General features: G+C 72.5%; 12 protein-coding genes. All 12 read left to right on the top strand.

Annotated elements, in window-relative coordinates:
* Positions 1 to 28: 28 nt before the first annotated feature.
* The 12 genes from AC3WRT_RS16225 (at position 29) to tyrS (ending at position 14289) form a co-directional block, all read left to right on the top strand.
* A complete protein-coding gene (locus tag AC3WRT_RS16225) occupies positions 29 to 832 on the top strand; it encodes a TrmH family RNA methyltransferase (protein ID WP_492723738.1) in 804 nt (267 codons plus the stop codon).
* A gap of 60 nt (positions 833 to 892) precedes the next feature.
* Positions 893 to 1993, top strand: a complete 1101-nt coding sequence (locus AC3WRT_RS16220) for a PAS domain-containing sensor histidine kinase (RefSeq protein WP_492723736.1) — start codon at positions 893 to 895, stop codon at positions 1991 to 1993.
* A gap of 186 nt (positions 1994 to 2179) precedes the next feature.
* A complete protein-coding gene (pheS, locus tag AC3WRT_RS16215) occupies positions 2180 to 3289 on the top strand; it encodes a phenylalanine--tRNA ligase subunit alpha (RefSeq protein WP_492723735.1) in 1110 nt (369 codons plus the stop codon).
* Between the two features lies 1 nt (position 3290).
* Positions 3291 to 5849 (top strand): phenylalanine--tRNA ligase subunit beta, encoded by a 2559-nt coding sequence (gene pheT / locus AC3WRT_RS16210; protein WP_492723733.1) that lies wholly within the window; start codon positions 3291 to 3293, stop codon positions 5847 to 5849.
* Positions 5850 to 5892: 43 nt separating this feature from the next.
* A complete protein-coding gene (argC, locus tag AC3WRT_RS16205) occupies positions 5893 to 6936 on the top strand; it encodes an N-acetyl-gamma-glutamyl-phosphate reductase (RefSeq protein ID WP_492723731.1) in 1044 nt (347 codons plus the stop codon).
* Positions 6933 to 8102, top strand: a complete 1170-nt coding sequence (argJ, locus tag AC3WRT_RS16200) for a bifunctional glutamate N-acetyltransferase/amino-acid acetyltransferase ArgJ (RefSeq protein WP_492723729.1) — start codon at positions 6933 to 6935, stop codon at positions 8100 to 8102. Before argC ends, argJ begins: the two co-directional genes overlap by 4 nt.
* On the top strand, positions 8099 to 9106 hold the full coding sequence (argB, locus tag AC3WRT_RS16195) for an acetylglutamate kinase (RefSeq protein WP_492723727.1): 1008 nt from the start codon (positions 8099 to 8101) through the stop codon (positions 9104 to 9106). Before argJ ends, argB begins: the two co-directional genes overlap by 4 nt.
* The gene (locus tag AC3WRT_RS16190; protein WP_492723725.1) at positions 9103 to 10290 is read left to right on the top strand and encodes an acetylornithine transaminase; all 1188 of its coding nucleotides are present in this window, start codon (positions 9103 to 9105) and stop codon (positions 10288 to 10290) included. The genes argB and AC3WRT_RS16190 overlap by 4 nt, the downstream gene beginning before the upstream one ends.
* A complete protein-coding gene (gene argR / locus AC3WRT_RS16185; protein WP_492723723.1) occupies positions 10287 to 10772 on the top strand; it encodes an arginine repressor in 486 nt (161 codons plus the stop codon). The genes AC3WRT_RS16190 and argR overlap by 4 nt, the downstream gene beginning before the upstream one ends.
* A gap of 37 nt (positions 10773 to 10809) precedes the next feature.
* Positions 10810 to 12261: an argininosuccinate lyase gene (gene argH, locus AC3WRT_RS16180; protein WP_492723721.1), complete on the top strand. Its 1452-nt coding sequence runs from the start codon at positions 10810 to 10812 to the stop codon at positions 12259 to 12261.
* Between the two features lie 22 nt (positions 12262 to 12283).
* Complete coding sequence (locus AC3WRT_RS16175; protein WP_492723719.1) at positions 12284 to 12919, top strand: DNA-3-methyladenine glycosylase; 636 nt, start codon at positions 12284 to 12286, stop codon at positions 12917 to 12919.
* A 110-nt stretch (positions 12920 to 13029) separates the two neighbouring features.
* Complete coding sequence (gene tyrS / locus AC3WRT_RS16170; protein WP_492723717.1) at positions 13030 to 14289, top strand: tyrosine--tRNA ligase; 1260 nt, start codon at positions 13030 to 13032, stop codon at positions 14287 to 14289.
* The last annotated feature ends 47 nt before the right edge of the window (positions 14290 to 14336 follow it).

Below are 14336 nucleotides of genomic sequence, written 5' to 3'. Positions count from 1 at the left end.
GACGCACCCAAGAACGCCGGGACCTCCCGTGCTGACCAACGCCCGATCCGATCGGGTGAAGGCAGTGCGGGCGCTGTCCCGGCGTTCGGTGCGTTCCCGCACCGGCGAGTTCCTCGCCGAGGGTCCCCAGGCGGTCCGGGAGGCGGTGGCCTTCCGGCCCGACCTGGTCCGTGACGTCTACGTCACCCCCGAGGCGGGTCAGCGCCACGCGGCCATCGTCGAGGCGGCCGCGGTCGCCGAGCTGTGGGTGCACGAGGTGACACCCGAGGTGCTCGCCGCGATGTGCGACACCGAGTCGCCGCAGGGGATCGCCGCCGTATGCCGGGTGCTCGACGTCCCGTTGCACGAGCTCCTCGCGGACCTGCCGCCCGACGCGCTCGTGTGCGTGCTGACGAACGTCCGCGACCCCGGCAACGCCGGCACGGTGATCCGCGGTGCCGACGCAGCCGGTGCCGACGCCGTGATCGTCAGCGACGCGAGCGTCGACGTCTACAACAGCAAGGTGGTCCGCTCGACCGTCGGGTCCCTGTGGCACCTGCCGGTCAGCCTGGGCGCCTCGGTCACCGAGATCCTCACCGCGTTGCGCGAGCGCGGGGTCACGCTGCTGGCAGCCGATGGCGAGGGCACCACCCTGCTGCACGAGGTGGACCTCGGCGGCGCGCACGCCTGGGTGATGGGCAACGAGGCGTGGGGGCTGCCGCAGGAGGTGCGGGACAGCTGCGACGACGTCGTGCGGGTGCCGATCTACGGCCACGCCGAGTCGCTCAACCTCGCGATGGCGGCGACGATCTGCCTCTACGCCTCGGCGGACGCGCGCCGCGAGGGTCGCTGACCGGGCCCTCCGGCCGCCCTCCGCCCGCTCTCCACACGTCCGGTGGCTATCCTCGGGGCCATGACGTCCGTCGACGGGGATGGTGCCCGGCTTCCCGAGGTGGCGGCCGAGCTGCTGCCCGACGGGCTCGTGGTCGTCGGCCGCCACCAGCGCGTCGAGTTCGCCAACGCCAAGGCGCTGAGCATCCTGGGATGCGTCGACTCGGACCTGATCGGTCGCCCGCTCAGCGACGGCCTGCCACTGACCGACAAGTACGGCCGCGACTGGTGGGCGCACAACGACCCGTGGAACGACTCGGGCACCCGCACGGAGCAACGCGAGGAGCTGCTCGTGTCGCCGAGGGGTCACGACGTGCTCGTGACGGCGCGCTACGTCCGCACGGGCGACGGCGGTCCGGTCGCGCGCGTGCTGCTCGGGCTGCGTGATGCCGAGTCGCGCCAGCGCGCCGAGCGCGACCAGGCGACGGTCCTGTCCACCGTCGCCCACGAGCTGCGTGCGCCGCTCACCTCCGTCACGGGGTTCACCAGCAGCCTGCTGCGACGGTGGGACCGTTTCACCGATGAGCAGAAGCGCCTCATGATCGAGACCATCGAGTCCGACGCGACGCGGCTGACCCGCCTCATCACCGAGCTGCTCGACATCTCGCGGCTCGACTCCGACAGCCTCAACCTCCGCCTCGGCCCGGTCGACCTCCATGCCCTGCTCACGACCCACGTCGTGCGCTACCAGCTGGGCCGCACCAGCGGTGTCGTGCAGCTGCGTCTCGGCCCCGAGGCGGAGACGCACGGGCTGCCGCCGATGTGGGCCGACTCCGACCGCCTCGAGCAGATCTTCTTCAACCTCATCGAGAACGCCCTGAGCCACGGCGCCGGCACGGTGACCGTCACGCTCGACCGCGGCGGCCCGGTCGGGGGGCGGCCCATCTCGGTGGTCGTCCACGTCGACGACGAGGGGGACGGCATACCCCTGTCCGACCGCGAGAAGATCTTCGGGCGTTTCTGGCACGGACCCTCCAACGCGAGCACCGGCCTGGGGCTCTACGTCGTGCGCGGTCTCGTGGAGGCCCACGGTGGCTCGGTGACGGTTGCCGACAACGAGGCGGGTGGTGCGCGCTTCGTCGTCTGCCTGCCGGCCGGGCTGCCGGCCGTCGTCGACAGCTGAGCAGGGCGCCCCGGACCGGCGCTGCGGCCGGCAGCAGAACCCGTTCGACGCCGCCCCTAGACTGGTCGGGCACCCGCTCGCCCCTCGTGAGCGGGCGGTCGGCGTGAGGCACGTCCCCTCGCCGACGGCGCCCAGCACCACCCGAGCCACCCCGTGAACCCGAGCGAGAGCAGCGAACGCACGCCGATGTCCGGACCGAACACGAACTACGACCCCGTCGAGGTATCTGCGCTCGACCCCGCGAACGTCGATGCCGCGGTGCAGGAGGCCCTGTCCGCCATCGCGACCGCGGGCTCGCTCGAGGACCTCAAGGCGGTGCGCATCGCGCACCAGGGCGAGAAGAGCCCGCTGGCTCTTGCCAACCGCGAGATCGGTGCGCTCCCGCCGAGCGCCAAGGCCGAGGCCGGCAAGCGCGTCGGTCAGGCGCGGGGCCGCGTCGGCCAGGCCCTCACGGCCCGGCAGGCGCAGCTCGAGGCGGAGCGAGACGAGCGCATCCTCGTCGAGGAGCGCGTCGACGTCACGGTGCCGGCCCTGCGCCGCCAGCTCGGAGCACGCCACCCCATCGAGCTCGTCGCCCAGCGGCTGGCCGACGCGTTCGTCGGGATGGGTTGGGAGGTTGCGGAGGGGCCCGAGCTCGAGAGCGAGTGGCTGAACTTCGACGCCCTCAACCTGGGGCCGGACCACCCGGCGCGGCAGATGCAGGACACCTTCTTCCTCGACCCGGTCGACTCCGGACTCGTGCTGCGCACCCAGACGTCCCCCGTCCAGATCCGCACCATGCTCGAGAAGGAGCCGCCGATCTACGTCGTGGCCCCGGGCAAGGTCTTCCGCACCGACGACCTCGACGCCACGCACACGCCGGTCTTCCACCAGATCGAGTGCCTCGCCATCGACAAGGGCCTGACCATGGCCCACCTGCGCGGCGCGCTCGACGCCTTCGTCCGCATCATGTTCGGCGCCGAGACCCGCACCCGCGTCCGGGCCAACTACTTCCCGTTCACCGAGCCGAGCATGGAGACCGACTTCCTCTGCTTCACCTGCCACGGCGAGGAGACCTGGGGCACCGCCGAGCCGTGCCGCACGTGCGGCGGCTCCGGCTGGATCGAGCTCGGTGGCTCCGGCATGGTCAACCGCAAGGTGCTGCGCACCTGCGGCATCGACCCGGACATCTACTCCGGCTTCGCCTTCGGGCTCGGCATCGAGCGGGCGCTGCAGCTGCGCCACGGGGTGCAGGGCATGCACGAGATCGTCGAGGGCGACGTCCGCTTCTCGCAGCAGTTCGGGATGGGGGTCTGACATGCGTATGCCGCTCAGCTGGCTCGCCGAGTACACCGACCTCGCGCCCGGGGCCCGGGGCGCCGACGTCGCCGCCAGCCTCGTGCGCGTGGGCCTCGAGGAGGAGGACCTCCACGGTGGCGACCTGACGGGGCCACTCGTCGTCGGCCGCGTCCTCGACTTCGCGCTCGAACCGCAGAAGAACGGCAAGACGATCCGCTGGTGCACCGTCGACGTCGGCCAGAACGGCCAGATGCTGACCGAGGGCAAGCACCAGGAGATCGTCTGCGGCGCCCACAACTTCGAGGTCGGCGACCTCGTCGTGTGCGTGCTGCCCGGCGCCGTCCTGCCCGGGGGCTTCGCGATCTCCGCTCGCAGGACGTACGGCCACGTGTCCAACGGCATGATCTGCGCCGAGGACGAGATCGGGCTCGGTGAGGACCACGAGGGCATCATCGTGCTCAGCCGCCTCCTCGGCGAGGAGAAGGCCGCCACCCTCCAGCCCGGTGACGACGCCATCGCCCTGCTCGGCCTGGGCGAGGAGACCGTCGAGACGAACGTGACGCCCGACCGGGGCTACTGCTTCTCGGTGCGCGGGCTGGCCCGCGAGTACTGGCACGCCCAGGGTAGCCCCGAGGGCGGCTACCGCGACCCGGCCGACGTCCCCACGCCGGCGCCCAACGGCGATGGCTACCCGGTGGAGCTCAAGGACGAGTCGCCCATCGACGGCAACGACGGCTGCGACCGCTACGTGGCCCGCATCGTGCGCGGCATCGACCCGACCCGGCCGTCGCCGCCGTGGATGGGCAAGCGCCTCTCGCAGATGGGCATGCGCCCCATCTCGCTGGCTGTGGACGTCACGAACTACGTCATGCTGGCGGTCGGCCAGCCCCTGCACGCCTTCGACGTCGACCGCCTCTCCGGCTCGATCGTCGTGCGCCGAGCCCGTGCCGGCGAGACGCTGACGACCCTCGACGACGTCGAACGCACCCTGCACCCCGACGACCTGCTCATCACCGACGGCGGCGAGCAGCCGCTCGCGATCGCCGGCGTCATGGGCGGTGCGTCCTCGGAGGTGACCGACTCGACGACCGACGTCCTCATCGAGGCGGCCCACTTCGACCCGACCACGGTGGCCCGCTCATCGCGACGCCACCGCCTCGTCACCGAGGCGTCCAAGCGCTTCGAGCGCGGGGTCGACCCGAAGGTGACCGCCGCCGCGGCGCAGCTCGCCGTCGACCTGCTCGTCGAGCACGGCGGCGGCACGGTCGACGACGGCGTCACCGACGTCGACCGCACGACGGACCGCACGGCATACCTGCTCGACGTCACGGAGCCGGCGCGCATCGTGGGCGTCGACTACCCGCGAGAGCGCGTCCTGCGCATCGTGCGCGACCTCGGCTGCCGGGTCGACGAGTCGGGCGAGGGCACGGACGACAGCCACGTGCTCGTGACTCCGCCGTCGTGGCGTCCGGACCTCGTCGACGCTCCGGACTACGCGGAGGAGGTCGCGAGGATCGACGGCTACAACAACATCCCGTCCATCACGCCGACGCCCAGCGAGGGGCGTGGGCTGACGCATCCGCAGAAGGCGCGCCGCGTGGTAGCCGACGCCCTCGCGGGGGCCGGACTCACCGAGGTCCTCAGCTACCCGTTCGTCTCCGAGGAGCTCGCCGACCAGCTCATGCTTCCGGCCGAGGACGACCGTCGCGCCGCCGTCCGGCTGGCCAATCCGCTGTCGGAGGAGCGGCCGCTGCTGCGCACGTCGATTCTCGCGAGCCTCGTGGACACCCTGCGACGCAACGTCGCCCGCGGGCACAAGGACGTCGCGATCTACGAGCTGGGCCTCGTCTTCCGTCCCGGCGGTCCGCTCGGCACGGCGCCCGTCCCCGGCGTCGCCGCACGTCCCGACGCCGAGACGCTCGAGCAGCTGTATGCCGCCGTCCCCGCCCAACCGCGCCGCGCCGGCCTGCTGGCGACGGGGCACGCGGAGCAGGCGGGCTGGTGGGGTCCGGGCCGCGCCGCCGACTGGAGCGACATGGTCGCCGCCGTCCAGGCGGTGGCCGCAGCCCTGGCCGTGCCCGTCGTCGTCGCCAACGATCCGGGCCATGCCCCGTGGCACCCGGGCCGCTGCGCCCGGATCGCCCTGCCCGACGGCACCCTGGTCGGGCACGCCGGCGAGCTGCACCCCAAGGTCCTGGCGGCCCTCGACCTGCCGGCCCGCACCGTGGCCGCCGAGTTCGACGTCGACGTGCTCGTCGCGGCGAGCGCCGAGCCGGTGCAGGCCCGCGCGTTCTCGACGTTCCCGCCGGCGATGACCGACATCGCCCTGCTCGTGGCGTCCGACGTCGCGGCCGCCGACGTCGAGGCCGCCCTGCGCTCGGGCGCGGGGGAGTGCCTCGAGTCGGTGGTGCTCTTCGACGTCTACGAGGGGGCGCGCATCGAGGCGGGTCACCGGTCCTTGGCCTACCGCCTCACCTTCCGCGCGCCCGACCGCACGCTGACGACCGACGAGGTCAACGGCTTCCGTGACGCGGCGGTCGCCGACGCGGCGCACGCCACGGGGGCGGTTCAGCGCTGACCCTCGATGCAGGAGTATGCACGGCCGTGTATAGTCATGCAACGTGATCAGGGCAGCAGTGGCGGGGGCGAGCGGCTACGCCGGAGGAGAGATCCTCCGGCTGCTGCTCGCCCACCCGCAGTTCGAGGTCGGCGCCGTGACGGCGGCCAGCAGCGCGGGTGGGCGGCTCGGGGGCGTCCACCCGCACCTGATCCCCCTCGCGGACCGCGTGCTCGAGGCGACCACCCCCGAGACGCTGTCCGGCCACGACGTCGTCTTCCTCGCGCTGCCCCACGGGCACTCGGGGGCGCTAGCGGCCCAGCTGCCCGACTCGGTCGTCGTCATCGACTGCGGCGCCGACTTCCGCCTCGAGTCCGAGTCGGCCTGGACCACCTTCTACGACACGGCGTATGCCGGCTCGTGGCCCTACGGTCTCCCTGAGCTCCCAGGGCCGGCCGGCTCGGTGCAGCGCGACCGGTTGGCCGGTGCGACCCGGATCGCCGTCCCCGGCTGCTACCCGACAGGCATCTCGCTCGCGCTCGCGCCGGGCTTCGCCGCGGGCCTGCTCGAGGCCCAGGACGTCGTCGTCGTGGCCGCTTCCGGCACGTCGGGGGCCGGCAAGTCCCTCAAGCCACACCTGCTCGGCAGCGAGGTGATGGGCTCGATGTCGCCCTACGGCGTCGGCGGCGGCCACCGCCACACGCCCGAGATCGAGCAGAACCTCTCCCGCGCGGCCGGTGAGCCCGTGACGGTCTCGTTCACCCCGACGCTCGCCCCGATGCCCCGCGGCATCCTCGCCACGTGCACGGCACGTCTGCGTGCCGGCGTGGAGTCGGGGGACGTACGCGTCACCTGGGAGAAGGCGTACGCCGACGAGCCGTTCGTCCACGTGCTGCCCGAGGGCTCATGGCCCGCGACGGCGTCGGTCGTCGCCAGCAACCACGTCCAGCTGCAGGTCGCCGTCGACGAGCGGCTCGGTCGGGTCATCGTCGTGTCGGCCATCGACAACCTCACGAAGGGCACCGCCGGTGCGGCAGTGCAGTGCGCCAACCTCGCCCTCGGTCTCGAAGAGACCCTCGGCCTCCCGATCGCAGGAGTCGCGCCGTGAGCGGCCCCTCGGGTTCGCCGGTGCACCTTCCCGCGGGCTTCCGCGCGGCCGGGGTCACGGCCGGCCTCAAGGCGAGCGGCGGCACCGACCTCGCGCTCGTCGTCAACGACGGCCCTGACCACCACGCGGCAGCGGTCTTCACGACGAACCGTGTCGAGGCGGCCCCGGTGACGTGGTCGCGGCAGGTCCTCGCCGACGGCCGGGTCGATGCCGTGGTCCTCAACTCCGGGGGCGCCAACGCCTGCACCGGCCTCCAGGGCTTCCTCGACACGCACCGCACGGCCGAGCACGTTGCCGAGGTGCTCGGCGTCTCGGCGGGCGACGTCGTGGTCTGCTCGACCGGCCTCATCGGCGAGCTGCTGCCGATGGACAAGGTGACGGCCGGGGTCGATGCGGCGGCCGCCGCCCTCTCCCCGGAGGGCCACGAGGCCGCGGCCGTCGCGATCAAGACCACCGACACGGTGCACAAGGTGGCTGCGCGTGCTGGGGTGGGCTGGTCGGTGTCGGGCATGGCCAAGGGTGCAGGCATGCTCGCCCCGGCGCTGGCCACGATGCTCGTCGTGGTCACGACCGACGCGGTCGTCGACGCAGCCGACCTCGATGCTGCCCTGCGGGCCGCCACGGCCGTCTCCTTCGACCGCATCGACTCCGACGCGTGCATGTCGACCAACGACACGGTCGTCGTCCTCGCCTCCGGCGCCTCCGGTGTGCGCGTCGACGGTGCCGCCCTCACCGACGCGCTGACGGCTGTCTGCTCCGACCTGGCCCGACAGCTCGTCGCCGACGCCGAGGGCGCCGCCCACGACATCGCCATCGAGGTCACCGGTGCCGCGAGCATCGACGACGCGTTGGAGGTCGCCCGCGCGGTCGCCCGCAACAACCTCTTCAAGTGCGCGATCTTCGGCAACGACCCCAACTGGGGACGGGTACTCGCCGCCGTAGGCACGACCCGGGCGCCCTTCGACCCCGCGACCCTCGACGTCACGATGAACGGCGTCCAGGTGTGCCGGGCCGGTGGCGTCGGCGAGGACCGCACCCTCGTCGACCTCAGCGCGCGCGAGGTGCACGTGCTCGTCGACCTGCACGCCGGCGGCGACGCGGCCACGATCTGGACCAACGACCTGACCCACGACTACGTCCACGAGAACTCGGCCTACAGCACATGAGCAGCACGACTCCCGCGACCTCTCGCCGTGAACCCCCGGCCCACGTGCGCGGCCTCATCGACGCCGCCGCCGTCCGCGTCGCCGCGGGGAAGGCGGCGACCCTCGTCGAGGCCCTGCCCTGGCTCGAGCGGTTCCGGGGCGCCCTGGTCGTCGTCAAGTACGGCGGCAACGCCATGGTCGACGACGACCTCAAGGCCGCCTTCGCCGAGGACATCGCGTTCCTGCGGTATGCCGGGTTGCGACCGGTCGTCGTGCACGGCGGCGGCCCGCAGATCAAGGCGATGCTCGAGCGGGTCGGCCTCGAGAGCGAGTTCAAGGGCGGTCTGCGGGTCACGACGCCCGAGGTGATGGACGTGGTGCGGATGGTGCTGACCGGCCAGGTCGGGCGCGAGCTCGTCGGCCTGCTCAACCAGCACGGACCCATCGCGGTCGGGCTGTCGGGCGAGGACGCGGCACTGCTCGGTGCGCGCCGTCGCGGCACGGTCGTGGACGGCGAGGAGGTCGACCTCGGGCTCGTCGGCGACGTCGAGAGCGTCAACCCCTCGGCGATCCTCGACATCCTCGACGCCGGTCGCGTGCCGGTCGTCTCCACGGTCGCACCCGACCTCGACGTCGAGGGCCAGGTGCTCAACGTCAACGCCGACACCGCCGCGGCCGCGATCGCCGTGGCGCTCGGCGCCGAGAAGCTCGTCGTCCTCACCGACGTCGAGGGCATCTACGCCGACTGGCCGGACCGCGGCTCGCTGCTCTCGACGATCACGGTGAGCGCTGCTCGTGAGCTGCTCTCACGGGTCGACCACGGCATGGTGCCCAAGCTCGAGGCCTGCATCCGCGCCGTCGAGGGGGGCGTGCCCCAGACGCACGTCGTCGACGGGCGCACGCCGCACTCGATCCTGCTCGAGATCTTCACCGACGAGGGGATCGGCACCATGGTCCTGCCCGAGATCACCGGCTCGAGGCCGGCGGCGACCACCCAACCCGGCGGCCAGGAGGAGACCTCGTGACGACGGGAAGCGACCTGCTCGGCCGCTATGCCGGCGCGATGGTCCAGGTCTTCGGGACGCCGCAGCTCGTCCTCGCGTCCGGTCACGGCTGCTGGGTCACCGACGTCGACGGCAAGCGCTACCTCGACCTGCTGTCCGGGATCGCCGTCAACACGCTCGGGCACGGCCACCCGGCCCTCGTGCAGGCCGTCGCCAAGCAGGCGGAGTCGGCGATCCACGTCTCCAACTTCTTCACGTCCGAGCCGGCCATCGCGCTCGCCGAGCGGGTCCTCGGCATCGCGGCCGCGCCGGCAGGCTCCGGGGTCTTCTTCGCCAACTCCGGCGCCGAGGCCAACGAGGCGGCGATCAAGCTGTCCCGCCGCACCGGTCGCACCCGCATCGTGGCGCTGGAGGGCTCCTTCCACGGCCGGACGACCGGCGCCTTGGCCCTCACCCACAAGGCCGCCTACCGCGAGCCCTTCGAGCCGCTCCTGCCGGAGGTCGTCTTCGTCCCGCCGGGCGACGACCAAGCGTTGACGGCTGCAGTCGACGACACCACCGCCGCCGTCTTCCTCGAGCCCGTCCAGGGCGAGGCCGGCGTGCGTGAGCTCCCCGCCGACTACCTGCGCCTGGCTCGCCAGGTGACCACCGCCCACGGTGCGCTGCTCGTCGTCGACGAGATCCAGAGCGGCATCGGTCGCACCGGCGACTGGTTCGCGCACATGGCCTCGGGCATCAGGCCCGACGCGATGACGCTCGCCAAGGGTCTCGGCGGCGGCGTGCCCATCGGCGCCCTCGTCACCTTCGGTCCCGAGGCAACCGCGATGCTGACGGCCGGGCAGCACGGCACGACCTTCGGCGGCAACCCGCTCGCCTGCGCGGCCGGGCTCGCCGTGCTCGACACCATCGAGCGAGACCACCTGCTGCAGCACGTGCGCGAGGTCGGGGCGCTGCTCGACCACGTCGAGGTCGACGGCGTCGCCGGCACCCGAGGCCGCGGCCTGCTGCGCGCGATCGAGCTGGACGGCATACCTGCTCCCGCCGTCATGGCGGCAGCCCGGGACGCGGGCTTCATCGTCAACGCCGTGACGCCGACGGCGCTGCGCCTGGCGCCGCCGCTCGTGATCTCCGAGGAGGAGCTGCAAGCCTTCCTCGACGCCCTTCCCGCGATCCTCGCGGCCGCCAGGGCCGCGGGGGAGTCATGAGCCGGACGCAGCGGCAGCGCCGCATCGTCGAGCTCCTGGGAGCACACGCGGTGCACAGCCAGGGGGAGCTGTCCGACCTGCTCGTCGCCGAGGGCACCGAGGTGACCCAGGCGACGCTGTCGCGCGACCTCGTCGAGCTCGGCGCGGTCAAGGTCCGGCGCGGACGCGCGCTGGTGTATGCCGTCCCGGGGGAGGGCGGTGAGGTGGCCGCCGTCGGCTCCATCGGTGACGCAGCCTCCGCCCGCCTGCGACGGACGTGCGAGGAGCTGCTCGTGTCGGCCGTCGCCGCGGTCAACCTCGTCGTCCTGCGCACCCCTCCCGGTGCCGCCAACTATCTCGCGTCCGCCATCGACCAGACCCGCGATCCCGAGGTGGTCGGCACCATCGCCGGTGACGACACGATCCTGCTGATCACCGGCGGCGCCGACCAGGCCACCGCGGTGGCGGAGCGCCTGCAGTCGCTCGCCGGCACGCGCGACTGACACTTCGAGCATCCATGTCCCACAAGGAGATCAACCGATGACGACCGATGGCACGCACGCGACCGATGGCACTGCCGAGGGCCGCGTCAGCCTGTGGGGCGGGCGGTTCGCCGGCGGTCCCGACCAGGCGCTCGCCGCCCTGTCCAAGAGCACCCACTTCGACTGGCGCCTCGCCCCGCAGGACATCGCCGGCTCGCGTGCCCACGCCCGGGTGCTCCACTCGGCAGGTCTGCTGTCCGAGGAGCACCTCTCCGGGATGCTCGAGGGACTGGACCGCCTCGAGGGCGACGTGCTCTCGGGAGCCTTCACCCCTGCCGAGGACGACGAGGACGTGCACACTGCGCTCGAGCGCGGCCTCCTCGAGCGCGTCGGAACCGACCTCGGCGGTCGGCTTCGCGCCGGCCGGTCGCGCAACGACCAGGTCGCGACGCTCTTCCGGATGTACCTGCGCGAGCACGCCCGCGTCGTGGGCGGACTCGTGCTCGACGTCGTCGACGCCCTTGTGGCACAGGCTGATCGCCACCTCGGTGTCGCGATGCCCGGCCGCACGCACCTGCAGCACGCCCAACCGGTGCTCCTCTCGCACCACCTGCTGGCGCATGCGTGGGCGCTGCTGCGTGACGTCGACCGGCTGCGCGACTGGGACGTCCGGGCCAACGCCTCGCCGTACGGCTCCGGCGCTCTCGCCGGATCCTCGCTCGGCCTCGACCCGGAGGCCGTCGCCCACGACCTCGGCTTCGCCCGCGCGGTCCAGAACTCGATCGACGGCACGGCGTCACGCGACTTCGTCGCGGAGTTCTCCTTCGTGTCGGCCATGACGGCCGTCGACATCTCCCGAATCGCCGAGGAGGTGGTGCTCTGGGCGACCAAGGAGTTCTCCTTCGTCACGCTGCACGACTCCTACTCGACGGGATCGAGCATCATGCCGCAGAAGAAGAACCCCGACGTCGCCGAGCTCGCGCGCGGCAAGGCGGGCCGCCTCGTGGGCGACCTGGCCGGACTGCTGACGACGCTCAAGGCGCTGCCGCTGGCCTACAACCGCGATCTCCAGGAGGACAAGGAGCCGGTCTTCGACGCCGTCGACACCCTCGAGGTCCTCCTGCCCGCCTTCTCCGGGATGGTCGACACGTTGACGTTCCACACCGAGCGCCTCGAGGCGCTCGCGCCGCAGGGCTTCGCCCTCGCCACGGACATCGCCGAGTGGCTCGTGCGACAGGGTGTGCCCTTCCGGGTCGCCCACGAGGTCGCCGGTGCCTGCGTGCGCGAGTGCGAGCCCCGCGGCATCGAGCTGTGGGACCTCACCGACGAGGACTTCGCCCGCATCAGCGAGCACCTGACCCCGGAGGTGCGCTCGGTCCTCTCCGTCGAGGGGTCGCTCGCCTCCCGGGACGCCGTGGGCGGCACCGCGCCCGCCCGCGTCAGCGAGCAGCTCGCGGCCGCTCGGGACCGCCTGGCCGAGGCCCGCACCTGGACCTCCGCCGGGGTCTGACCCGCCGGTTAGCGTGTCGTCGGTGAGCACCGACCACACCCGCCTACCACGCGAGTTCTTCGCCCGCCCGTCCGTCGAGTTGGCGCCGGACCTGCTCGGCCGCCACCTGTCGTTCGGCGGCGTGGTGCTGCGTCTGACCGAGGTCGAGGCGTATGCCGGCGAGGTCGACCCGGGGTCGCACGCGTACCGGGGAATGACGCCACGCACGCAGCCCATGTTCGGCCCGGCCGGCTTCACGTACGTCTACTTCACCTACGGCAACCACTGGTGCGTCAACCTCGTGGCCGGCGAGCAGGGGTCCGCCTCCGCCGTGCTGCTGCGCGCCGGAGAGGTGGTGGCGGGCCACGACCTGGTCCGCGCCCGGCGCGGAGCGGCCACGGAGCGCGACTGGGCCAGGGGACCGGGGCGCCTCGGCCAGGCTCTCGCGATGGGCAAGGAGCACACCGGCCGCGACTTCTGCCGGCCACTGGTCGGCGAGCCCATCGACCTCGTCGTGTCGGCGGGGGAGCCGGCGCCACCCGACCGGGTGCGCGTCGGACCCCGCGTCGGCGTCAGCGGGCCCGGCGGGGACGGCACGGCATACCCCTGGCGCTTCTGGGTCGACGGCGACCCCAACGTGTCCGCCTACCGTCCGGGCGTCGTCCGGCGCCGGGGCTGACGCCCGGTATGCGGGACCGGGGGGTACTCGCTGGCACGCGCCGGACGGCATACGGCAGGCTGTGTGCCGGTGGGCAGGTAGCCCGCCGGAGCGAGAGGACACCGATACCCGTGACGGACATCTTCGACGAGCTGCAGTGGCGCGGCCTGGTGGCACAGTCCACCGACGAGGCGGCGCTGCGTGAGGCACTCGCCGAGGGACCCCTCACGCTGTATTGCGGCTTCGACCCGACAGCGCCCTCGCTGCACTTCGGCAACCTCGTGCAGCTCGTCGTGCTTCGGCACTTCCAGCGAGCGGGGCACCGCGTGATCTGCCTCGTCGGCGGGTCGACGGGGCTCATCGGCGACCCGCGGCCCACGTCGGAGCGGGTGCTGAAGACCAAGGAGCAGACGGCCGACTGGGTCTCGCGGATCCAGGAGCAGGTGCGCCCCTTCCTCGACTTCGATGGGGACAACCCCGCGATCCTGGTGAACAACCTGGACTGGACGGCGCCGATCTCCGCGCTCGACTTCCTGCGCGACATCGGCAAGCACTTCCGCGTCAACCAGATGGTCAGGAAGGAGGCGGTCGCCGCCCGCCTCGAGAGCGACCAAGGCATCTCGTACACCGAGTTCAGCTACCAGATCCTGCAGGCGCTCGACTTCCTCGAGCTCTACCGCAGCCATGGATGCACGCTGCAGACCGGGGGCGCCGACCAGTGGGGCAACCTCACGGCCGGCGTGGACCTCGTGCACCGGGCCGAGGGCGCCTCGGTGCACTGCTTCACGACACCCCTGCTCACGGACGCCGCCGGCACCAAGTTCGGCAAGTCCGAGGGGAATGCCGTGTGGCTCGGCGCCGACATGACGAGCCCGTACGCCTTCTACCAGTACTGGGTCAACGTCGAGGACGCGTCGGTGGTCAAGCTGCTCAAGGTGTTCACCGACCTGGCGCCGGAGCAGATCGCCGACCACGAGAAGCAGGTGGCCGAGGAGCCGTTCCGGCGCACGGCGCAGAAGACGCTCGCGGCCGAGGTGACGACGTTGGTGCACGGCGCCCACGCGACGGCCGCGGTCCAGGCGGCATCCGAGGCGCTCTTCGGCAAGGGTGACCTCGCCGCCCTGGACCAGTGGACTCTGGGGGATGCGACCTCGGAGCTGCCCGGCGCCGAGGTGGCTGTCGGGACGTCCGTCGTGGACGTGCTCGTCGCGGTCGGGCTCGTCGACTCCCGCAACAGCGCGCGGCGCGTGATCGGGGAGGGTGGGGCGTCCCTCAACAACGTGAAGCTGACCGACCCGGAGCGCGTGCTCGAGGAGCGCGACTTCCTGCACGGGGCGGTGGCCGTGGTGAAGCGCGGGCGACGCAACCTGGCAGCGGCGCGGCGCGCCTGAGTCGCAAGGTGCGACCACCCGAAAGGACCGGATCCGTTGCCTGACAA

It is taken from the genome of Terrabacter sp. FW104-15G4B (genome assembly GCF_058790095.1).
Note: the sequence above shows the minus strand (reverse complement) of the source record. Positions and strands in the feature narration are given on the sequence as shown.

Coding starts and splice junctions, on each gene's coding strand:
- AC3WRT_RS16220 (WP_492723736.1), top strand. CDS start 893: ATGACGTCCGTCGACGGGGATGGTGCCCGGCTTCCCGAGGTGGCGGCC.
- pheS (WP_492723735.1), top strand. CDS start 2,180: ATGTCCGGACCGAACACGAACTACGACCCCGTCGAGGTATCTGCGCTC.
- pheT (WP_492723733.1), top strand. CDS start 3,291: ATGCGTATGCCGCTCAGCTGGCTCGCCGAGTACACCGACCTCGCGCCC.
- argB (WP_492723727.1), top strand. CDS start 8,099: ATGAGCAGCACGACTCCCGCGACCTCTCGCCGTGAACCCCCGGCCCAC.
- argR (WP_492723723.1), top strand. CDS start 10,287: ATGAGCCGGACGCAGCGGCAGCGCCGCATCGTCGAGCTCCTGGGAGCA.
- argH (WP_492723721.1), top strand. CDS start 10,810: ATGACGACCGATGGCACGCACGCGACCGATGGCACTGCCGAGGGCCGC.